This is a genomic window from Bradyrhizobium sp. UFLA06-06, assembly GCF_054820065.1.
On record NZ_JADFUD010000020.1, the window covers coordinates 82,404 to 102,506 of the forward strand.

At 64.7% G+C, this 20,103-nt stretch carries 20 protein-coding genes and 1 pseudogene; 16 read left to right on the top strand and 5 right to left on the bottom strand.

Translation table 11 applies throughout. From position 1 onward, the window contains the following. Positions 1 to 25: 25 nt before the first annotated feature. Positions 26 to 346, top strand: coding sequence for a helix-turn-helix domain-containing protein (locus IF803_RS18880; protein WP_028343385.1), 321 nt, complete (start codon positions 26 to 28; stop codon positions 344 to 346). A 734-nt stretch (positions 347 to 1,080) separates the two neighbouring features. On the opposite strand, the gene arsC is transcribed toward IF803_RS18880, so the two are convergent. From arsC to IF803_RS18900, 4 genes are read right to left on the bottom strand one after another with little or no spacing between them, the layout of a single operon-like run. Beyond that, on the bottom strand, positions 1,081 to 1,482 hold the full coding sequence (arsC, locus tag IF803_RS18885) for an arsenate reductase (glutaredoxin) (RefSeq protein ID WP_411782993.1): 402 nt from the start codon (positions 1,480 to 1,482) through the stop codon (positions 1,081 to 1,083). After that, positions 1,479 to 2,540: an ACR3 family arsenite efflux transporter gene (gene arsB / locus IF803_RS18890; RefSeq protein WP_461193075.1), complete on the bottom strand. Its 1,062-nt coding sequence runs from the start codon at positions 2,538 to 2,540 to the stop codon at positions 1,479 to 1,481. Before arsB ends, arsC begins: the two co-directional genes overlap by 4 nt. 4 nt (positions 2,541 to 2,544) lie before the next feature. Further along, positions 2,545 to 3,072, bottom strand: a complete 528-nt coding sequence (locus IF803_RS18895; protein WP_461193076.1) for an arsenate reductase ArsC — start codon at positions 3,070 to 3,072, stop codon at positions 2,545 to 2,547. Continuing rightward, positions 3,065 to 3,373, bottom strand: a complete 309-nt coding sequence (locus IF803_RS18900; RefSeq protein ID WP_304500324.1) for an ArsR/SmtB family transcription factor — start codon at positions 3,371 to 3,373, stop codon at positions 3,065 to 3,067. Before IF803_RS18900 ends, IF803_RS18895 begins: the two co-directional genes overlap by 8 nt. On the opposite strand from IF803_RS18900, the gene IF803_RS18905 reads away from it, so the two are divergent. From IF803_RS18905 to IF803_RS18920, 4 genes and pseudogenes are all read left to right on the top strand, one after another. Then, a complete protein-coding gene (locus tag IF803_RS18905; RefSeq protein WP_304500458.1) occupies positions 3,272 to 3,553 on the top strand; it encodes a hypothetical protein in 282 nt (93 codons plus the stop codon). The genes IF803_RS18900 and IF803_RS18905 overlap by 102 nt on opposite strands. 7 nt (positions 3,554 to 3,560) lie before the next feature. Next, positions 3,561 to 3,878: an ArsR/SmtB family transcription factor gene (locus IF803_RS18910; protein WP_461193100.1), complete on the top strand. Its 318-nt coding sequence runs from the start codon at positions 3,561 to 3,563 to the stop codon at positions 3,876 to 3,878. Further along, a pseudogene (locus IF803_RS18915) lies at positions 3,817 to 4,050 on the top strand (FAD-dependent oxidoreductase); the annotation flags it as partial. The gene IF803_RS18910 and the pseudogene IF803_RS18915, both read left to right, overlap by 62 nt. Continuing rightward, a complete protein-coding gene (locus tag IF803_RS18920) occupies positions 4,050 to 5,222 on the top strand; it encodes an MFS transporter (RefSeq protein WP_461193077.1) in 1,173 nt (390 codons plus the stop codon). The pseudogene IF803_RS18915 and the gene IF803_RS18920, both read left to right, overlap by 1 nt. 21 nt (positions 5,223 to 5,243) lie before the next feature. Here IF803_RS18920 and IF803_RS18925 read toward each other — a convergent pair whose 3' ends face one another. Then, positions 5,244 to 6,152 (bottom strand): LysR substrate-binding domain-containing protein, encoded by a 909-nt coding sequence (locus tag IF803_RS18925; protein WP_461193101.1) that lies wholly within the window; start codon positions 6,150 to 6,152, stop codon positions 5,244 to 5,246. Positions 6,153 to 6,232: 80 nt separating this feature from the next. Between IF803_RS18925 and psrA the strand changes: the two genes are divergently transcribed. From psrA to IF803_RS18980, 11 genes are all read left to right on the top strand, one after another. Then, complete coding sequence (gene psrA / locus IF803_RS18930) at positions 6,233 to 7,363, top strand: iron-containing alcohol dehydrogenase PsrA (protein ID WP_461193078.1); 1,131 nt, start codon at positions 6,233 to 6,235, stop codon at positions 7,361 to 7,363. A 25-nt stretch (positions 7,364 to 7,388) separates the two neighbouring features. Then, positions 7,389 to 8,636, top strand: a complete 1,248-nt coding sequence (gene phnA, locus IF803_RS18935; RefSeq protein ID WP_461193102.1) for a phosphonoacetate hydrolase — start codon at positions 7,389 to 7,391, stop codon at positions 8,634 to 8,636. A 26-nt stretch (positions 8,637 to 8,662) separates the two neighbouring features. Beyond that, positions 8,663 to 10,111: a phosphonoacetaldehyde dehydrogenase gene (gene phnY, locus IF803_RS18940; RefSeq protein ID WP_461193079.1), complete on the top strand. Its 1,449-nt coding sequence runs from the start codon at positions 8,663 to 8,665 to the stop codon at positions 10,109 to 10,111. Positions 10,112 to 10,195: 84 nt separating this feature from the next. Further along, positions 10,196 to 11,512: an MFS transporter gene (locus IF803_RS18945; RefSeq protein WP_080686905.1), complete on the top strand. Its 1,317-nt coding sequence runs from the start codon at positions 10,196 to 10,198 to the stop codon at positions 11,510 to 11,512. A 375-nt stretch (positions 11,513 to 11,887) separates the two neighbouring features. Beyond that, positions 11,888 to 13,192, top strand: coding sequence for an MFS transporter (locus IF803_RS18950; RefSeq protein WP_461193080.1), 1,305 nt, complete (start codon positions 11,888 to 11,890; stop codon positions 13,190 to 13,192). Between the two features lie 53 nt (positions 13,193 to 13,245). Beyond that, positions 13,246 to 14,022, top strand: a complete 777-nt coding sequence (locus IF803_RS18955) for a maleate cis-trans isomerase family protein (protein ID WP_461193081.1) — start codon at positions 13,246 to 13,248, stop codon at positions 14,020 to 14,022. 63 nt (positions 14,023 to 14,085) lie between these two features. Then, a complete protein-coding gene (locus tag IF803_RS18960; protein WP_051448071.1) occupies positions 14,086 to 14,844 on the top strand; it encodes a GntR family transcriptional regulator in 759 nt (252 codons plus the stop codon). Next, complete coding sequence (locus IF803_RS18965) at positions 14,841 to 15,605, top strand: aspartate/glutamate racemase family protein (protein WP_461193082.1); 765 nt, start codon at positions 14,841 to 14,843, stop codon at positions 15,603 to 15,605. Before IF803_RS18960 ends, IF803_RS18965 begins: the two co-directional genes overlap by 4 nt. Then, positions 15,605 to 17,017: a dihydropyrimidinase gene (hydA, locus tag IF803_RS18970; RefSeq protein ID WP_196238218.1), complete on the top strand. Its 1,413-nt coding sequence runs from the start codon at positions 15,605 to 15,607 to the stop codon at positions 17,015 to 17,017. Before IF803_RS18965 ends, hydA begins: the two co-directional genes overlap by 1 nt. Before the next feature lie 45 nt (positions 17,018 to 17,062). After that, the gene (locus IF803_RS18975) at positions 17,063 to 17,947 is read left to right on the top strand and encodes an alpha/beta fold hydrolase (RefSeq protein WP_461193083.1); all 885 of its coding nucleotides are present in this window, start codon (positions 17,063 to 17,065) and stop codon (positions 17,945 to 17,947) included. 471 nt (positions 17,948 to 18,418) lie between these two features. Further along, positions 18,419 to 20,065, top strand: a complete 1,647-nt coding sequence (locus IF803_RS18980) for a phospholipase C (RefSeq protein WP_461193103.1) — start codon at positions 18,419 to 18,421, stop codon at positions 20,063 to 20,065. Positions 20,066 to 20,103: the final 38 nt, after the last annotated feature.

Below are 20,103 nucleotides of genomic sequence, written 5' to 3' on the forward strand. Positions count from 1 at the left end.
CCAAGGGGCCATCACGGGGGCCATCATGCAGCGGTTGCGGCTCAAGGCGGACGGACGGATCGTCGAATTGCGCGACGGGCAGGAAATCCCGCTCGTGCCCGCACATCCCGATCAGGCGGCGATGCAGCCTGCCGCCGCGCAGCCGGCCGTGCGCGATCTGCGCCGCCGGGCCCAGCTCACCCAACTCGAATTCGCCGCCAAGCTCGGCGTGCCCGTGGAAACCATCCGCAACTGGGAGCAGGGCAAGCGCGCGCCGCGCGGACCTGCCCGCGCGCTGCTCGCCGTGATCGCCCATTCGCCGGAGACGGTGTTCGCCGCGTTGTCGAGCGAGCCGACGGCGGCTTGAGCGGGTAGGGCGTACTTCGCCATCATTGCTGCAATCTCGGTGTCGTCCCTGCGAAAGCAGGGACCCATACTCTGCGGCCCGTGTTGTGAACGGGACTCGCCGTTCGACCGTCCCGCAACAATGGCGATCTGTGGTTATGGGTCCCTGCTTTCGCAGGGACGACAGTGAGTTTGTTGCGCGCGTTGTGAGTCAAACTTCCGCATTCTCGCGACATGAATTGTCCGAGCTTTGGATTTCGTTTCGCCCTCTCTTGAGCAGAGGGCGCAGGGAAAGCCGGGTGCCGATCGCACCCATGGGCCCCGTGCAAAAGGTAGAAAGCACGGGGGGTAGGACCACAGGTGTAACCGGAAACAACCCGGCTTTCCCTGCGCGATGGGTTACGGCTTATACGTGCTCTCCCCGGCGAGACTGGGCTTTTTTGTCACCGTCTTCGCAACGACGCATTCACGTCCTGCGAAGAGACACCTGCCGCTAGGGCGTCAGGCCTGCACGATTTCGCCGTCCGCGTCATGCGCACTCGTCAGTTGCGCTTGCCGCGTCCACCGCATCTCACCGCAACGCTCGTGACGATGCGCAGCGCCCCTCTTGTCGGGTGAGACGGGTGCATCTATACACTGAGTTGTTCTTCTGATAAAGCGAAATATTTTTGCGGGGGGTGATTGACAGGTTTTGCTGAGTTGCCCGTCGGGGCCGATTGTCGCACGCAGTGGTGCTGCGTCGGCCGCATCAGCCCCTCATCGCGCCGCTACAACTTCGCCGTCTTCCTTCACAAACCGTCCAACCGGTGAGTCCAGAAGATCGATGACGGCCTCCGATGGCCGGCACAATTGCACGCCTTTCGGCGTCACCACGATCGGCCGGTTGATGAGAATGGGATGTGCCAGCATGAAATCGAGCAACTCCTCGTCCGTCCATTTCGGCTGGTCCAGGCCGAGCTCCTTGTAAGGCGTTCCCTTCTCGCGCAGCAGGGAGCGCACGGGCATTCCCATCGCGGTAATCAGCTCCTTGAGTGTCTCGCGCGACGGCGGCGCCTTGAGATATTCGATGACGACAGGCTCAGTGCCGCTTTGCCGGATCATCGCCAGCGTGTTGCGCGAGGTGCCGCAATCCGGGTTATGATAGATCGTGACGGTCATTGACGCGCCTCCATTGCTGACGCCGGTGCCGAGACGCCAGTTCCGGATTCATACCAGCCTCTCGTTGCCTTCACGATGCGAACCACCGAGAGCATCACGGGGACCTCGACGAGAACGCCCACGACCGTCGCCAGCGCGGCTCCGGAATCAAGGCCGAACAGACTGATGGCAGCGGCCACCGCGAGTTCAAAGAAGTTGCTGGCGCCGATCAGGGCCGCAGGAGCAGCCACGCACCAGGCGACGCCGAAACGCCGGCTCAGCCAATAGGCCAGCCCCGCATTGAGGTAGACCTGGATCAGGATCGGCACCGCCAGAATTGCGATGACGGTCGGCTGCCTGATGATCTGCTCGCCTTGAAATCCGAACAGCAAAACGAGGGTCGCAAGCAACGCGACGAGCGAGATCGGCTGCAGCAGGCGCATCGTGCGGTCGAATGCTCCGCCGCCGCTGCGCAGTAGCACGCCCCGCCAGACCTGAGCGATCACGACGGGCACCACGATGTACAGGACGACCGAAAGCAGCAACGTACCCCAGGGAACGGTGATCGATGCCACGCCCAACAGAAGGCCTACCAGCGGCGCGAACAGGAACACCATGATCGTATCATTCAGCGCGACCTGGCTAAGCGTGTAGTGAGGCTCGCCCTCGCAGAGGTTGGACCATACGAACACCATCGCGGTGCAGGGCGCAGCCGCGAGCAGGATCAGGCCTGCGATGTAGGAGGAAATTTGTCCGGGCGGGAGCAGGGGCGCAAAGACGTGGCCGATGAAGAACGATCCCAGCAGCGCCATCGAGAACGGCTTGACGGCCCAGTTGATAAACAGCGTGACGCCGACTCCCCGCCAATGCTCGCGAACCCGGCCCAGCGAACCGAAGTCGATCTTGAGCAACATCGGCACGATCATCAGCCAGATGAGCATCGCGACCGGCAGGTTGACCTTGGCGATCTCGGCGGAAGCGACCGCGCCGAAGAAGCCGGGCATGATGTGCCCAAGTGCGACGCCGGCCACGATGCAGAGCGCTACCCAAAGGGTGAGGTATTTTTCAAAGATGTTCATTGTTTCATGCCACGTCGTTTCGTGAGGACGTCGCGCCCTCGGAACGCCCGATCTCGCGCAGCTTGGTGCCCAGCGAGAGCTTGTCGATGCTACGCAGTGGAAGGTTGATGAAGACGCCGATCCGGTTCTTCAGGTATCGGAACGCAGTCATGAAGGCCGCCTGTTTTTCCAGCTCGGTGCCGGTGGCCTCGGCAGGGTCTTCGATGCCCCAATGGGCAGTCATCGGCTGACCCGGCCAGACCGGGCAGGCCTCGCCGGCGGCGTTGTCACAGACGGTAAAGACGAAATCCATCACCAGCGCATCAGGAGCGGCGAATTCCAGCCAGCTCTTCGAGCGCATGTCATCAACCGGGTAGTTCAGGCTCTCGAGCGTGTGCAGCGCCAACGGGTGCACCGCGCCCTTCGGAGAGCTCCCGGCAGAAAAGGTTCTGAAGCGGCCGGCTCCATCTTTTCGCAGGATCGATTCTGCGAGGATCGAACGCGCGGAATTACCGGTGCAGAGGAACAGCACGTTGTACGGATGGTCAGGCACGGCTTCGCTCCTTTCGCGGCGGAGGGCAACACGGTTGCAAGCTCTCGACGACCGGCGCGCAGACCTCGGGCCGGCCGTCGCAGCAATCACGAAGCAGGAACACCGCGACGTTGCGAAATTCTTCCAGGTTGGCGCGATAGACGATTGATCGGCTCCGCCTCTGAGAGCTGACGAGGCGGGCCCGGGTGAGGATCGACAAATGCGCCGACAAGGTGTTCTGGGGCACTTCCAGGAGACGGGCGAGATCGCCCGCGGCCAATCCCTCGGGTTCGTGTTTGACGAGCGCCCGGAATGCTTCCAGACGGGTCGACTGCGAAAGGGCTGCGAGGGCCAGAACGGCTACTTCAGTTTCCATATATCCAGATTTATGGAAGTGTTGCCGGGAGTCAACCGGATTTTGCGTTCGGTGCGACCGACGCATCCGAATATTTCGAACATTCTAGAAATATCGATTGACGGCGGTGGGGATGTGGATGCATGATGTGATCATGAAGATCGATGATGCAGCAGCGCGCCTTGAGGCCTTGGGCAATCCAACGAGGCTCAAGATCTATCGAGCGCTCGTCCGTGCGGGCCATGCAGGCATGCCCGTCGGTCGCCTGCAGGAACGGCTCAAGATTCCTGCGTCCACGCTGTCGCACCACGTGAAGGGGCTGGTTTCGGTAGGCCTTGTCTCCCAGAAGCGCGAAGGCACGACGCTGGTTTGTCACGCGGAGTACGATGCGATGCAGGCGCTGGTGAATTTCCTCGTCGCCGAATGCTGCATCGAGGAGTCCGGCTGCGGCGCGGCGCAATCAGCCGCCTGATTTTTTGGAGCTCGAATTGCCCGAGACCGGCGTTTGTACACGTGGAGGCGTCGAGGGCGGAGGCGCTGCGAGCGGCTGCTGCGGGGGCCCGGCCCCAGCTGGAGCCGACGCCTGCTGCGCGGACGACGCATCTGCCAAAGCGGCAGGTCGCGCCGGTTGTGGCTGCTCCTGATGGGCCGCAGTCGACTCACGATCATTGCGGCGCTCGGTACGGCCCAGACCCTTGCCTGGGGTTCGAGTTACTATCTGCCCGCGATACTCGCCGATCCGATCGCGCACGATCTCGGAATTTCCAGCAATTGGTTCTTTGCGGCATTTTCCGCATCGTTGGTGATCTCTGGGCTGCTTGGTCCGCGCGTCGGCCGGCAGATCGATCGCGTCGGCGGGCGGCAGGTGCTCTGCGCCTCGAACGTCGTCCTCGCTGCGGGGCTCGCCTTGCTCGGTGCCTCCGGATCGGTGTGGACGATGTCGGCGGCGTGGCTGCTGCTCGGCATCGGCATGGGGCTCGGACTCTACGACGCTGCGTTCGGCACGCTCGGACGCATCTATGGCAACGATGCGCGGGCCTCGATCACGGGCATCACGCTGATCGCGGGATTCGCCAGCACGGTCGGCTGGCCGCTGAGTTCGCTGGGCCTCGCCACGATCGGCTGGCGCGAGACCTGCTATGCCTGGGCGATTGCCCATCTCGTTATCGGACTGCCACTCAATCTACTGCTGCCACGCACCGAACGGGCGGCTTCATCCCAAGCTTTGCATGTGAAGCCCCATATCCGGATTGATCGGACCATGGTGGTGCTTTCATTCGCCTTCGCCGCCGCCTGGACGGTGACGTCCGCGATGGCGGCACATCTGCCGCGGATCGTGGAAGCCTTCGGGGCGACGCCGGCACAGGCCGTGTTCGCGGGCATGATGATCGGTCCGGCGCAGGTCGCCGCGCGTATTCTCGAGGCGGGCTTTCTCAGTCGCTTCCATCCGCTGCTCTCGACACGGCTTGCCTGCCTTACCCATCCGATCGGGGCGTGCGTCATCGGCATCTTCGGAGGCGGTGCTGCGGCCGCTTTTGCTCTTCTGCACGGTGCCGGCAACGGCATCCTGACGATCGCGCGGGGAACGCTGCCGCTCGCGATCTTCGGATCGGAGAACTATGCCTATCGGCTCGGATTGATCGGGGCGCCGTCGCGTATATGCCAGGCGGTCGCGCCGCTGGCGTTCGGACTGCTGATCGAACCGATGGGACGAGCGGTGGTCGTGGTGTCGGCGGGGCTCAGCCTGTCGGCGCTGATCGCCCTGGCCATGCTGCCGCGAACCAAATCCGCGCCTTCGTCGGCGCCTGCAGAATAATCCACATCGACTCTGGCGTGGCTACGACAACCGCCGTGTCCCCCTCGCGGTAGCATCACGACCCTTCATCCGCCGGACAGTGTCGATGAACGCCTTGATGATCGGGGAATGACCGCGGCCGCTGTGATGCGCGATGCTGTACTGGGTCTTGATGGTGCGGTCGCTGATCTCCAGCGCGCGCAGATTGGGATGCGGCACGAATTCGAAGTCGGCGACGACGCTGATGCCGAGGCCGCGCTCGACCGCCTTCCACACGCCCTCGCGGCTCTCGATCTCGAACACCGGTTCGATCCTGATGCCCTCGGCCTGCATCGTCGCCTCGAACGCGCGCCGCGTGGTCGAGCCGCGCTCGCGCAGCACGATCGGCTGGTCGGCCAGCTCGCGCAGCCTCACCGACTTGCGCTTGAACCAGGGATGGTCGCGGTTGACGAACACGATCACGCGGTGGGTGCGGTAGGGGATCATGGTGACGCGCGGATCTTCCGGGACCTCCGCCAGGATCGCCACATCCGCTTCGAAGTCGACGATGTGGCGGAAGGTGCGTTCGGAATTGCCGAGCAGGGTCGAGATCTGCACCTCCGGATGATCGCGCTTGAACGCCGCGATGATTTCGGTGGCATGGAACGGCCCGACGGTCGCGACCCGCAGGTGTCCCTTGGTGGCCTTGCCGTGCGCGGCCAACAGGTCGTGCGCCTCGTCGCAGAACGTCATGATGCCGCGGGTGATCTCGAACAGCGCGGCGCCGGCCTCGGTGAGCTCGGTGTGGCGCGGCTTGCGGATCAAGAGCTCGACGCCGTAGCTCTCCTCCAGCTCCTTGACCTGAATGGTCAGCGTCGGCTGACCGACATTGAGCACACGCGAGGCCGCGGTGAAGCCGCCATGGGTGGCGACCGCATGGAAGGCGCGCAGCTGGCTGAACACTATTGACATAATCAATAGAACGCATCCGTAGAATGAATTTGTCAATAGCAGCCGGCGCCGTACCTTCGCGCCAAACGGAGGACGCGCGGATGGACTGGACTTATTCCAACCCGGTGAGGATCGAATTCGGCGCCGACAGCTTCGACAAGCTGCCGGGACTGATCGGCAAGCGCGCCCATGCGCTCGTGACCTATGGCGAGCCGGTCTTCGACGAGCTCGAGCGGCGGCTGCGCGCCGCGGCGGGACCGTCGGTCCTGACCATCCGCGACGTCGCTCCCAATCCGGACTACCGCCTGCTCACCGAGCAAACCGCGCGTTTTGCCGGGCTCGCGAGGCAGCCCGAGGTGATCGTCGCGCTTGGCGGCGGCTCGGTGATCGACTCCGCAAAGGTGTTCGCGGCCGCCGGCGGCGACTTCGCGACGGTCAAGACCTATCTGGAGACGCAGCAGGGCGCCGAGCGCCTCGCGGCGATCCCGATCATCGCGGTGCCGACCACCGCGGGCACCGGCAGCGAGGTGACCTGCTGGGGCACGGTGTGGGATGAGGCCAACGGCAAGAAATACTCGCTGGCGCGTCCGTCGCTCTATCCGACCCATGCGGTGATCGATCCGCGCCTGATGCTCGGCAAGCCGCAGCTGCTCACCATCAGCACCGGGCTCGACGCGCTGTCGCATGCGCTGGAGAGCATCTGGAACGTCAACAACAACCCGGTGTCGGCCAACCACGCGGTGGCAGCGGCACGCAGCATCCTCGACGTGCTGCCGAAGCTCGCCAATGACCTCGGCAATCTCGAGCTGCGCAGCCGCATGGCGCAGGCGGCGCTGTTCGCCGGCCTGGCGTTCTCCAACACCAAGACCGCGATCGCGCATTCGCTGTCCTATCCGATCACGCTGCGGCACGGCGTGCAGCACGGCATTGCCTGCTCGTTCTCGCTGCCGATGGTGCTGCGTAGCGTACGCGGAGCGGGCGGGCTCTGCGAGGACAGCTTGAAGCAGATCTTCGGCGCCGACCTGGCGCGGGCGGCCGACGATCTCGAGGACTTCATGGCGCGGCTCGGCATCTCCTGCAATCCGGCCGCCTACAGGATCGAGCGCGCGGAATGGCATGCGCTGATCGCGGACTCGCTCGAAGGCGAGCGCGGCCGCAACTTCTTAGGGTCGAAGGAACGGCTGATCGAGGCAGCGCAGACGCTGCGGATGCCGAGCGCGGTGAACGCGTGACGACGGCGCAGTGACAGGGAGAGGCATCATGCAAGACAATCGCAAGACAATCACCGTCAACGGGCGCCGTTACGACGCGCCGACGCGGCCAACCGTCGTGATCTGCCTCGACGGTTCGGAGCCCGGCTATATCGAGCAGGCGATCGAGGCCGGCGTCGCGCCGACCTTCGCGCGCTTCATGAAGGACGGCGCGCATGTTCATGCCGCCAGCGTAATCCCGAGCTTTACCAATCCGAACAACCTCTCGATCATCACCGGGCGCCCGCCCGCGGTGCACGGCATCGCCGGCAACTACTTCTATGACACGGCGAACAACGCCGAAGTCATGATGAACGATCCGAAATTCCTGCGCGCACCGACCATCCTCGCCGGTGTCCATGACGCCGGCTACAAGGTCGCCGCTGTTACCGCCAAGGACAAGCTGCGCACCCTGCTTGCGTACGGTCTGGACTATTCGAGCGGCCGCGCCATCGCGTTCTCGTCCGAGAAGGCCGACCAGGCCACCAAGGCCGCTAACGGCATCGATGATGTGCTCGACTTCGTCGGCCTGCCGCTGCCCGAGGTCTATTCGGCGGATCTGTCGCGCTTCGTGTTCGCGGCCGGCGTCAAGCTGGTCGAGCGCTACCGTCCCGATTTGATGTACCTGTCGACCACCGACTACATCCAGCACAAGGTCGGGCTCGGCACCAAGGTTGCCAACGACTTCTACGCGATGATCGACGGCTATCTTGCGAAGCTCGATGCGCTCGGCTGCAACATCGTGGCGACCGCCGACCATGGCATGAACGACAAGTTCTTGCCCGACGGCAGGCCCGACGTGATCTACCTCCAGGACGTCATGGACGACTGGACGGGTGCGGGCGCCGCACGCGTGATCCTGCCGATCACCGATCCCTATGTCGCCCATCACGGTTCGCTCGGCTCGTTCGCGACCATCTACACGCCGGAGGGCGCCGACGTCGACACGCTGCTGTCGCGGCTGCGCGCGACCGGAGGCATCGAGGTCGCGCTGACACGCAACGAGGCCTGCGCGAGGTTCGAGCTGCCACCGGACCGGATCGGCGACATTGTCGTGATCTCCACCAGGCACAAGGTGCTCGGCACCAGCGAGTCGCGTCACGATCTGTCGGGCCTGACCGAGCCGCTGCGCTCGCATGGCGGGCTGACCGAGGAGCGGGTGCCGCTGATCGCCAACCGCAGGATCGCGCTGCCGGCCGGCCATGCCCTGCGCAATTTCGACGCCTTCGACGTCGCGCTCAACCGCATCCAGTGACGCTATCGGACCCCAAGGACAGTGCCATGAACATCCAGAGCCCGGCCGTTCGCCATGAGCAGATGCGGATCGCAGGCAGCCTCGTCGACACCGACGAGCATGTCGAGGTTTTCAATCCCTACACCAACAAGGTGGTGGGCACGGTGCCGGCGGCGCGGCCGGAGCATGTGCGCAGTGCCTTTGCCAGGGCGGCCGCCTTCAAGCCGAAGCTGACGCGCTACGAGCGCCAGCGCATCCTGCTGCGCACCGCCGAGATCCTGGCCGGCCGCAAGGAGGAATTCGCGCGGCTGATCACCGCCGAGTCCGGTCTGTGCTGGAAGGATTCGCTGTACGAAGCCGGCCGCGCCTACGACGTCTATTCCTTTGCCGGCCAGCTTGCGATCCAGGACGACGGCGAGACGTTCTCCTGCGACATCAGCCCGCAGGGCAAGGCGCGCAAGATATTCACGACGCGCACGCCGTTGCTCGGCGCGATCTCGGCGATCACGCCGTTCAACCATCCGCTCAACATGGTGAGCCACAAGATCGCCCCCGCGATCGCGACCAACAACCGCGTGGTGCTGAAGCCGACCGAGCTGACGCCGCTGACCGCGCTTGCGCTCGCCGACGTGCTCTACGAGGCCGGGCTGCCGCCCGAGATGCTGTCGGTGGTGACCGGCAATCCGCATTCGATGGGCGATGCGATGATCACCGATCCGGACGCCGATCTCGTGACCTTCACCGGCTCGGTCAGGGTCGGCAAGCACATCGCCAGCAAGGCGGGCTACAAGCGCGTCGTGCTCGAGCTCGGCGGCAACGATCCCCTGATCGTGATGGAGGACGCCGACCTCGAAAAGGCGGCCGAGCTCGCGGTCACCGGCGCCACCAAGAATTCCGGCCAGCGCTGCACGGCCGTGAAGCGCATCCTCTGCGTCGAGGCGGTCGCCGACGATTTCGCTGCGCTCGTGCTGAAGAAGGCGCGCAAGCTGAAGTGCGGCGACCCGATGGACCCGACGGTCGATGTCGGCACCGTGATCCACGAGGGCGCGGCGAAGGAATTCGAGCGCCGCGTCAATGCCGCCGTCGCCGACGGTGCCGAGCTCTTGCACGGCAACGACCGCGACGGCGCGCTCTATCCGCCGACGGTGGTCGACCGGATTCCCTACACCAGCGAGCTGGTGATGCAGGAGACCTTCGGCCCGGTGATCCCGATCATCCGCGTGCCCAACGACATCGACAGCGTGATCCGGATCTCGAACGCGACCGCGTTCGGCTTGTCGTCCGGCGTCTGCACCAACCGGCTCGACTACATTACGCGGTTCGTCAATGAGCTCGACGTCGGCACCGTCAATGTCTGGGAAGTCCCGGGTTACCGGATCGAGATGTCGCCGTTCGGCGGGATCAAGGACTCCGGCCTTGGCTACAAGGAAGGCGTGCAGGAGGCGATCAAGAGCTTCACCAACATCAAGACCTATTCGCTGCCCTGGCCGGCATAGGGACGTCCAAACGAGGGCCGCACGCGCGCAACAAGAACAACGCGGCGGCCGACTGCAATCACCAATCAATCAGGGGAGGCCTCAATGTCGATCACGTTCAGTCCGTCGGGCGTCGGCTCGGTCGGAGTCCAGAATCCGGAGCTTGCGACATCGTTCCGCCGCGCGCAGTGGCGGATGCTGTTCGCGGCGATGTTCTGTTATCTGTTCTTCTACACCGGGCGGCAAACCTTCGGCTTCGCCATTCCCGGCATCCAGGCCGAGTTCGGCGTCACCAAGGAGGCGCTGGGCTGGGCCAGCGCGGCGCTGCTCTGGTGCTACGCGGTCGGGCAGGCCATCAACGGCAATCTCGGCGACAAGTTCGGCGGCCGCCGCGTGATGAGCGCCGGCGCGATCCTCTCCTTCATCATGAACTGGGCCACCAGCCTCTCGACCGGCATCGTCAGCCTCACCGTGTTCTGGGGCATCAACGGCTATTTCCAGTCGATGGGATGGGCGCCGGGCAGCCGGCTGCTGTCGAACTGGTGGGGCCGCCACGAGCGCGGCACGGTCTACGGGCTCTATACATTCGCGGCGGGGCTTGCCTCGGTGCTGTCGTTCGTCACCTCGCTGGTCGTGGTCGGCTACTTCCAGCTCGACTGGCGCTGGATTTTCCGCATCCCGGTGGTGCTGCTGCTGCTCGGCGGCATCGCGTTCTATCTGATCGCGCGCGAGAAGCCCGAGGACATGGGCTTTGCCTCGCCGCATGACGAGGCCGACGAGGTCTCGGCGGCGGAAGCCGCGGTCGACGCCAATGAGGGTTCGCTCGCGCGCTACAAGGCGGTGCTGTCGAACTGGCGCCTTTTGGTCGCCGGCGTCGCGATCGGTTTCCAGAACGCGGCGCGCTACGGCCTCTTGGTATGGGTGCCGGTGCACTTCCTCGGCAGCAACTGGGCCAAGGCCGGCGCCGCCTCGGTGATCGATCCGCGCTGGATCAGCATCGCGCTGCCGGTCGGCATGGCGGTCGGCGCGTTCAGCAATGGCTGGGTCTCGGACAAGGTATTCGGTTCGCGCCGCTACCTCGCCATCGTGCTCTACATGGCGCTCGCCGCGGTCACCTCGCTGTGCATGTACGCGATCCCGACCTCGGATGTCGTTCTCGGGATGACGGTGCTGTTCCTGTGCGGCTTCTTCACCTACGGCCCGCAATCCTCGTTCTGGGCGCTGTGCCCGGATCTGGTCGGCCACAAGCGGGCAGGGACCGCAACCGGGGTGATGAACTTCTTCGCCTATCTGTTCGCAGGTCTCGGCGAGCCGATGATCGGCCACTTCATGGACAAGCATAACCAGACCTCGCTGGTGTTCCTGGTGGTCGCCGTCTGCGCGACCTCCAGCGCGGTGGTTGCGGCCTTCATCCGCCGCTGACGAACGATCCCTATCGGCGGCTCACCACAGGTCCGCGCTTCCGACGGGAAGCGCGGACCACTGTTTTTGCAACGAGCAGAACGCCGTTGTGCGTGCGATCGGTGGAGCCGCAACGCGGGGACCAATTGCCTGAAATTGGCTGGCCGAGCGGATGACCTCACGCTCAATCCGTCATCACCGGCTGATCAAAATCAATGCATGAACTACTAAATAATAAGTAATATCAATGTTATGTAAGAAATTGCATGCAGAATACAAAATGTGCTTGTCGGTTTGGCCGCCTTGAAGCAGACTTCGCGCAGGGCAGGAGAGGCCAGCAACCTTCAAGGACGAGGGGCGCGCCAGGGCAAAGCAATCTGTCGGGAGGAGCGAGCAATGAGCGATCAGGTGTCCACCATCGCAATGGCAGATACGGCAAAGCCGAGCGGCGTGCGCTGGAAGATCTTCCTGCTGATGCTGTTCCTGATCTCGATCAACTATATCGATCGCGCCTCGCTCTCGGTCGCGATGCCGGTCATCGCCAAGGAGTTCGATATCGATCCGGCGATGCAGGGCCTGATCCTGAGTTCGTTCTTCTGGACCTACGCGCTGATGCAGGTGCCGGGCGGCATGCTCGCCGATCGCTTCAAGCCGCGCATCGTGATCGCGCTCGCGACGCTGTTCTGGGGCTTCTTCCAGGCGCTGGCTGCGCTGTCCACCAGCTGGATGCTGCTGCTGTTGACCCGGCTCGGGCTCGGCGCGTCGGAAGCGCCGATCTATCCGGCCGGCGGCAAGCTCAACGCGATCTGGATGACCCAGACCGAGCGCGGCCGCGGCGCCACCTTGCTGGACGGCGGCGCGCCGCTCGGTGCGGCGCTCGGCTCGATCGTGATCGCCTGGCTGATGGCGGCGTTCAGCTCCTGGCGCGTCGCGTTCGTCATCGCCGGCGTCGGCACCATGCTGTGCGGGCTGTGGGCCTGGTACTACATCCGCAACGCGCCGCGCGAGCATCCGTCGGTCAATGAAGCCGAGGCGCGCTATCTCGAGGAGGCGCATGCGATCGAGGATGCGGCGACGCCGCCGTCTTCGGGCGCAAGCTGGATGGCGTATTTCCGGTTTCGCTCGGTGTGGTGCATGTGCCTCGGCTGGATGTTCTTCAACACCACGTTCTACGGGCTGCTGACCTGGATGCCGACCTATCTGTTCAAGGTGCACGGCTTCGACATCAAGGCGCTCGGCGGCGCGTCCTTCATCATCTTCTTCGCAGGCTTCGTCGGCGAGCTGGTCGGCGGCTGGATCGGCGATAACTGGCGGGAGCGGGGCGGGTCGCCCAACACCGTGTTCCGCACGCTGTTCGGCATCGCGGCGATCATGGCGACGGTCTCGATCTTCCTCGTCGCCTACGTCACCAACGCGGTTGCGGTCGTGGTGCTGCTGTCGACGACGCTGTTCTTCCTGCGCTGGTGCGGCATGTACTGGGCGATCCCGTCGGCGCTGGCGGGCCGCGGCAAGTCCGGCTTCCTCGGCGGCTGCATGAATCTCGGCGGCAACATCGCCGGCATCACGACGCCGCTGATCGTCGGCTTCATCGTGCAGGCCACCGGCTCCTACTTCCTGGCCCTGATGTATTTCGCCGCCGCGGGCATTGCGCTGTTGATCTGCTCGACCCTGATCGATTACAGCCGCAAGCTCCCGGTCTAAAAATCGATGCGGCCGAATCCGCCAAGGGTTCGGCCGCTTGACGAGGCTCACCAATGACACGTCCTATCAGGCTCGGCATGCTGACGCCGTCGTCGAATACCGCGCTCGAGCCGATCACCTGCGCGATGCTATCGGGGATCGACGACGTCTCGGCACATTTCTCGCGCTTCAAGGTGACCGAGATCGCGCTGTCGGAGCAGGCGCTGCGCCAGTTCGACGCCAGCGAGATTCTTCGCGCGGCCGAGTTGCTGGCCCATGCCAAGGTCGACGTCATCGCCTGGAACGGCACCTCGGCAAGCTGGCTCGGCTTCGACCGCGACGAGAGCCTGTGCGAGGAGATCACGGCGGCAACGGGTATCAAGGCCTGCACCACGGTGCTGGCCTATCGCGACCTGTTGCGGCGGATCGGCGCCAGCCGCATCGGGCTGGTGACGCCGTATCGCAAGGACGTGCAGGAGCGGATCATCGCCAACTGGAATTCGCAAGGGCTGCATTGTTTTGCCGAGCGGCATCTGTCGCTGCAGGACAATTTCTCCTTTGCCGAGGTCAGCGAGGCCGAGGTCGCACGGCTGATCGAGGAGGTGGTGCGCGAGGGCTGCGATGCCGCCGTCGTGCTCTGCACCAACATGCGCGGCGCCGGCGCGGCCGAGCGGCTGGAGCGCGGATTTGGTGTCCCGGTGCTGGATTCGATTGCGGTGACGCTATGGGCGTGCCTCACAGCTGCCGGCTGCGATCCGTCGCGCGTGCAGGGCTGGGGCAGCCTGTTCGCGAACTCCGAACTGCGCGCGGCTACCGCGATCCACGTGGGAGGGCGCGATCTCCAATCATGACAATGCAGGCAAGTGGTGACTGAAGCCAAAGCGACCAGACGTACCAAGGAACCGAAGCGCGCGATGACCGCGTTGCAACGCCGGCGCCTACGCGTGCCGCGGGTCGGGCTGCACGAGCAGGCAGCGGCGCGGCTGCGCACCATGATCGTGCGCGGCGAGCTGGCGCCGGGTCAGTCGCTGGGGGAGGCGGACCTGTCCGATGCGCTCGGCATCTCGCGCACGCCGCTGCGCGAGGCGCTCAAGCAATTGGCGAGCGAGGGCCTGGTCGAGCTGCGGCTCAACCACAGCGCCGTGGTGGCGCCGTTCCGCCGCGCCGAACTCGCCGAACTGTTCGAGGCCGTCAGCGGCATCGAACGCTGCGCCGCCGAGCTCGCCGCGCTGCGCATGGAGCCGGAAGACTTCGAACGGCTCGCGGCGCTGCAGGACAAGATCGAATGGCATCACGGGCGCGGCGAGCTGCGCGACTATTTTCAAGTTAATCAGCAGATCCATTCGGCGATCGTCGGCTTCGCCCGCAATGCGGTGCTGAAGGCGACACACGAGGCGCTGCTGGCGCGGGCCGAGCGCGCGCGCTTCTTCGCGCTGTCGGTGCTCGGCCGCTGGGATGAATCGGTGCGCGAGCATCAGGAGATCTTGTCCGCGCTGAAGGCGCGCAATGCGGCCCGGGCCGGGCAGATACTGGCCCACCACGTGCGCCGCACCGGCGAGATCGTCGCCGAGACGCTGGATGCCAAGGCAATGAACGACAAGGCGGACGACGCCGCGGCACCGGAGCCGCCGGCAAGACCGCGTGGCCGGAAGACGAGGAACGTTGCGCCATGAAGATCCTGCTGCTCAATCCCAACACGACGGCTGATGTGACGGATCTGCTTCATGCCGCCGGCAGCAGGGCGGCGTCGGCCGGCACCGAGCTCGTGCCGGTCACTGCCGCGCGCGGCGTGCCTTATATCGCGACCCGCGCGGAGGCCCAGATCGGCGGCGCGATCGCGCTGGAGATGCTGGCCGAAGCCGGCCCAGGCGTCGATGCCGCTGTGATCGCGGCGTTCGGCGATCCCGGCCTGTTCGGCGCGCGTGAGTTGTTCGCTTATCCCGTCGTGGGATTGGCCGAAGCCGCGATGCTCACGGCCTGCATGCTCGGCCGCCGGTTTGCGATCGTCACCTTCGCCGGCGCGCTGGCGCCCTGGTACGAGGAATGCGTCGCCATGCACGGGCTGAGTTCGCGCTGCGCCGGCATCCGCACGCTTGACGGTAGTTTCCAGTCGATCTCGGGGGTGCAGGCCGAGAAGGAGGAACTGCTGGTCGCGCTCGCCAATCGCGCGGTCGAGCAGGACAACGCCGACGTCGTCATTCTGTCGGGCGCGCCGCTTGCCGGACTCGCGGCAAAAGTCCGCGACCGCATTCCGGTGCCGGTGGTCGATCCGGTCGCGGCGGCGGTGCGGCAGGCGGAAACGCTCGCCGTGCTCAAGCCGCGCAAGGCGGTGGCCGGCACCTTCCGCCGTCCCGATCCGAAGCCGACGCGCGGGCTGGCCGAGCCACTCGCCGCAATCATCGAACACCGCTCACCGAAGGAGAGGACAAACTGATGTCCTTCGACACCATCATCCGCGGCGGCACCGTGGTGACCGCTGCCGACACCTTCGCCTGCGACGTCGGTATCCGCGACGGCAAGATCACGGCGCTCGGCCATGATCTCGGCGATGCGGCCACGATCATCGACGCCACCGACCGCCTGGTGCTGCCCGGTGGCATCGACAGCCACGTCCACTTCGCCCAGCCGTCCGGCGACGGCATCGTGATGGCCGACGGCTTTGCCAGCGGCACGCGCTCGGCGGCGTTCGGCGGCAACACCACCGTGCTGCCGTTCTGCCTGCAGGAGAAGGGCCAGACGCTGCGCGAGGCGCTGAAGCATTATCATTCGCTGGCCGAAGGCGAGTGCCATGTCGACGTCGCCTTCCATCTCATCCTCACCGATCCGACCGAGCATGTGCTGGGGCAGGAACTGCCGGCGCTGGTCGAGGACGGCTACACCTCGCTCAAAGTCTTCATGACTTATGAGGGCCTCGCGCTCTCGGACCGCGAGCTGCTCGAAACCATGTCGGTCGCGCGCGAGACCGGCGCCATGCTGATGGTGCATGCGGAGAATTTCGACGCCATCCGCTTCCTGACCGACCGGCTCGAACGCGCCGGCAACACCGCGCCGCGCTTCCATGCGACCTCGCGGCCGATCCCGGTTGAGCGCGAGGCCACCCATCGCGCGATCTCGCTGTCCGAGCTCGTCGACGTGCCGATCATGATCGTGCATGTCTCGAACCGCGAGGCGATGGACGAAATCCGGCGCGCGCAGCAGCGGGGCTTGCGGGTGATGGGCGAGACCTGTCCGCAGTACCTCATGCTGACCGAAAAGGATCTCGATCAGCTCAACATGGAAGGCGCAAAATACGTCTGCTCGCCGCCGCCGCGCGACGTCGCCAGCCAGCAGGCCTGCTGGGAAGGTTTGCAGCAGAAGGTGTTCTCGGTGTTCTCGTCGGACCATTGCCCGTTCCGTTACGACGACCCGCAAGGCAAGCTTGCGCCGAAGGGCCGCACCAGCTTCCGCTGGGTGCCGAACGGAATCCCGGGTGTGGCGACGCGGCTGCCGATCCTTTTCTCCGAAGGCGTGGTGAAGGGGCGGATCGACCTCAACAGCTTTGTCGCCTTCAGCGCCACCAACCACGCCAAAATCTACGGCCTCTATCCGCGCAAGGGCACCATCGCGGTCGGCTCGGATGCCGACATCGCGCTGTGGGACCCGAAGCGCAAGGTGACGATCCGTCACGAGCTGATCCACGACGGCGCGGACTACACGCCCTATGAAGGGCTTGAGGTCACGGGCTGGCCGGTGCTGACCATGGTGCGCGGCAAGGTCGTCGTCGATAACGGTACGCTCGTCGGCGGCAAGGACCACGGCACCTATCTGCCGCGTGCCAAGCCGCCGAAGGCCGCGACCATCCCGTAACGCGACCATCCCGTAACAAGCAAAGAGAGAAGGCAGGAGATCAACATGCCCTATGCTGTGACAGACGACGGAGTGCGGCTCTATTTCGAGGAGACCGGATCGGGGCATCCGGTAATCCTGGTTCATGAGTTCGCCGGCGACCTGCGCAGCTACGAGCCGCAGATGCGGCACTTCGGCAAGCGCTTCCGGACCATCGCCTACAATGCGCGCGGCTTTCCGCCGTCGGATGTGCCGGAACAGGTCTCGTCCTATTCGCAGGCGCGTGCCGCCGACGATATTTTGGCCGTGCTCGATCACATCGGCGCGCCGAAGGCGCATATCGTCGGTCTGTCGATGGGCGGCTTTGCGACGCTGCATTTCGGATTGTGTCACCCTGATCGGGCGCGGTCGCTGTGCATCGGCGGCTGCGGCTACGGCGCCGAGCTCGACAAGCGCGAGACGTTTCGCGCCGAAGCCGACGTGATCGCGAACATGATCCGCAAGGAAGGCATGCCGGCCTTCGCCGAGCGCTATGCCTACGGGCCGACCCGCGTGCAATATGAAAACAAGGACCCGCGTGGCCACGCCGAGTTCAAGACCATGCTGGCCGAACATTCGGCGGTGGGATCGGCCAACACCCAGCAGGGCGTGCAGAAGGAGCGTCCCTCGCTCTACACGCTGGTCGACGAGATGAAGCGCATCAATGTGCCGACACTGATCATCACCGGCGACGAGGATTGGCCGTGCCTGTTGCCGGGCATCCTGATGAAGCAGAGCATCCCGTCGGCCGCGCTCGCAGTGATGCCGAACTGCGGCCACGCCATCAACATCGAGGAGCCCGACGAATACAACCGGATCGTCGGCGATTTCCTGGCGCAGGTCGAAGGCGGCCGCTGGCCGCAGCGCGATCCGCGGGCGGTCAGCGCTTCGATTACGGGAATGAAGGAGTAGGCTTCACGCCGAGTTGAATCGCAGCCATCATCCGCCACCAGGCCAAGCATCCGCGCTTTTCGAGCAACATCCTCGGAAGGCGCGGATTTTTTTCGGGTGTGAGCACGCCGCGACAGCAGGCGGCGCACAATCTGTTCGCATGATTGCAGACTGCTGCAGTCATCTCCAACGCAATCCGTTCAATTCCATGTCTTGCGACCGAAACCGCGTCCACAGATAGCCGCTCGCGTCAGAGGCGTGACGTCTGTCATGCGCGCAAAGATTGGTCCCTCGATGCCTGCTGCAACCGATGCGGACATGAGCGCGCATCATCGTTCGTCGCATTCATTCGATCGACACAGCGCTGTCATCGGTGGTGGATAACTTGTCGCAGGTCGACGTCATAAATCCTTAAAAATAAAAAGGGGCACTACGGTGAAAGCCAAATTTCTTTCGACGGTCGGAGTCTGTCTGGTTGCTGCCGCTGCGGTGATGTGCAGCGCCGCAGCTCAGGACGACAACAAGGGCAATAACGGCCACGATCATCATCCGCACGACATCCACACCCAAACGCCGATCAAGCATCTCGTCGTTATTTTCAACGAGAACCGCTCGTTCGATCACTACTTCGCAACCTACCCGGTTGCGACCAACCCGACCGGCTCGATTCCGTTCACGGCGAAGCCGCATACGCCGAAGGTCAACAACCTCGCCAACGCCAATCTGCTGACCAACAACCCGAACACCAACCCGGCCAACGGCACCGGCGCGACCAATCCGTTCCGCCTCGACCGCACCCAGGCCAACACCAAGTCGCAGAACCACGCCTACACGCCCGAGCAGCAGGCGGTCGACAACGGCAAGGAAGACCTGTTTCCGAAATTCACCGGTCGCGGCACCGCCGGCGGCGTCGGCGCCTTCGGCACCAACGGGCAGGTGATGGGCTATTTCGACGGCAACACCGTCACCGCGTTCTGGAATTACGCCCAGAACTTCGCGATGAGCGACAACAACTGGACCGACACCTTTGGTCCGTCGACGCCCGGCGCGCTCGAGGTGGTTGCCGGCCAGACCAACGGTGCGCAGAACATCATCGGCTCGTCATCGTCGATCGCCGACGGCCAGGGTGGCCTGACGCTGATCGGTGATACCGATCCTGCCTACGACGCGTGCTCGAGCACGACCAGCCAGGTCCTGATGACCAGCAAGAACATCGGCGACCTGCTCAATGCCGAGCAGATCAGCTGGGGCAGCTTCATGGGCGGCTTCGACCTGACACTCAAGAACAGCAACGGCACCACCAATTGCGGCCGCAGCACGTTCTCGAGCAACGTCAACGGCACCGTCGTGGACTACATCCCGCACCACGCCTGGTTCCAGTACTACAAGTCGACGGCCAACCCGACCCATGCGCGGCCGAGCTCCGTGAATGCGGTCGGACACACCTATGTGCCCGGCGGCAAGACGCTCGATCCGGCCAATCACGCCTACGATCTCGAGGACTTCTACGCCGCGGTGAAGGCCGGCAACTTCCCGGCCGTCTCCTACATCAAGATGCCGGCCTACCAGGACGGTCATCCCGGCAACTCCGATCCGCTCGACGAGCAGGCCGGCAATGTCGAGCTGATCAACTTCCTGCAGAAGCAGAAGGATTGGGGCGAAACCGCGGTCATCATCACCTATGACGACTCCGACGGCTGGTACGATCACCAGTACCTCGCGCCGATCAGCGCCTCGTATGACCCGACCGCCGACCAGGTCAACGGCCCCGGCCAGTGCGGCCGCGGCATCGGCAAGCAGACGCAGCCGAATGGCCTCAACGGCCAGCCGGTGAACGGCCGCTGCGGTCCCGGCACGCGCGTCCCGTTCCTGGTGATCTCGCCCTTCGCCAAGCGCAACTACGTCAGCCACACCCGCATCTCGCAGGCGTCCGTGGTGCGCTTCATCGAGGACAACTGGCTGCACGGCCAGCGTCTTGGCGGCGGCGCGTTTGACGACGGCGTCGAATCGATCGCCGACATGTTCGACTTCGAGCGCGGCCACGGCCAGGACCACGAGTACCGGCAGGACACGCTGTTCCTCGATCCGACCGCCGGCACGGTCATCGTCAGCCCGCCGGATGATCACCATCACCACTAAAGCATGAAGAGATTAGGTTGATTGGCAACGCGAAAGCG

What these genes read in the sequence shown, in the direction of transcription:
- IF803_RS18980 (WP_461193103.1), top strand. Translation starts at nt 18,419, where the DNA reads ATGTGCAGCGCCGCAGCTCAGGACGACAACAAGGGCAATAACGGCCAC.
- IF803_RS18960 (WP_051448071.1), top strand. Translation starts at nt 14,086, where the DNA reads ATGACCGCGTTGCAACGCCGGCGCCTACGCGTGCCGCGGGTCGGGCTG.
- IF803_RS18920 (WP_461193077.1), top strand. Translation starts at nt 4,050, where the DNA reads ATGGGCCGCAGTCGACTCACGATCATTGCGGCGCTCGGTACGGCCCAG.
- arsC (WP_411782993.1), bottom strand. Translation starts at nt 1,482, where the DNA reads ATGACCGTCACGATCTATCATAACCCGGATTGCGGCACCTCGCGCAAC.
- phnY (WP_461193079.1), top strand. Translation starts at nt 8,663, where the DNA reads ATGAACATCCAGAGCCCGGCCGTTCGCCATGAGCAGATGCGGATCGCA.
- IF803_RS18945 (WP_080686905.1), top strand. Translation starts at nt 10,196, where the DNA reads ATGTCGATCACGTTCAGTCCGTCGGGCGTCGGCTCGGTCGGAGTCCAG.
- IF803_RS18910 (WP_461193100.1), top strand. Translation starts at nt 3,561, where the DNA reads ATGAAGATCGATGATGCAGCAGCGCGCCTTGAGGCCTTGGGCAATCCA.
- psrA (WP_461193078.1), top strand. Translation starts at nt 6,233, where the DNA reads ATGGACTGGACTTATTCCAACCCGGTGAGGATCGAATTCGGCGCCGAC.
- IF803_RS18880 (WP_028343385.1), top strand. Translation starts at nt 26, where the DNA reads ATGCAGCGGTTGCGGCTCAAGGCGGACGGACGGATCGTCGAATTGCGC.
- IF803_RS18955 (WP_461193081.1), top strand. Translation starts at nt 13,246, where the DNA reads ATGACACGTCCTATCAGGCTCGGCATGCTGACGCCGTCGTCGAATACC.
- hydA (WP_196238218.1), top strand. Translation starts at nt 15,605, where the DNA reads ATGTCCTTCGACACCATCATCCGCGGCGGCACCGTGGTGACCGCTGCC.
- IF803_RS18925 (WP_461193101.1), bottom strand. Translation starts at nt 6,152, where the DNA reads ATGTCAATAGTGTTCAGCCAGCTGCGCGCCTTCCATGCGGTCGCCACC.
- IF803_RS18975 (WP_461193083.1), top strand. Translation starts at nt 17,063, where the DNA reads ATGCCCTATGCTGTGACAGACGACGGAGTGCGGCTCTATTTCGAGGAG.
- IF803_RS18950 (WP_461193080.1), top strand. Translation starts at nt 11,888, where the DNA reads ATGAGCGATCAGGTGTCCACCATCGCAATGGCAGATACGGCAAAGCCG.
- IF803_RS18905 (WP_304500458.1), top strand. Translation starts at nt 3,272, where the DNA reads ATGCGCCGACAAGGTGTTCTGGGGCACTTCCAGGAGACGGGCGAGATC.
- arsB (WP_461193075.1), bottom strand. Translation starts at nt 2,540, where the DNA reads ATGAACATCTTTGAAAAATACCTCACCCTTTGGGTAGCGCTCTGCATC.
- IF803_RS18965 (WP_461193082.1), top strand. Translation starts at nt 14,841, where the DNA reads ATGAAGATCCTGCTGCTCAATCCCAACACGACGGCTGATGTGACGGAT.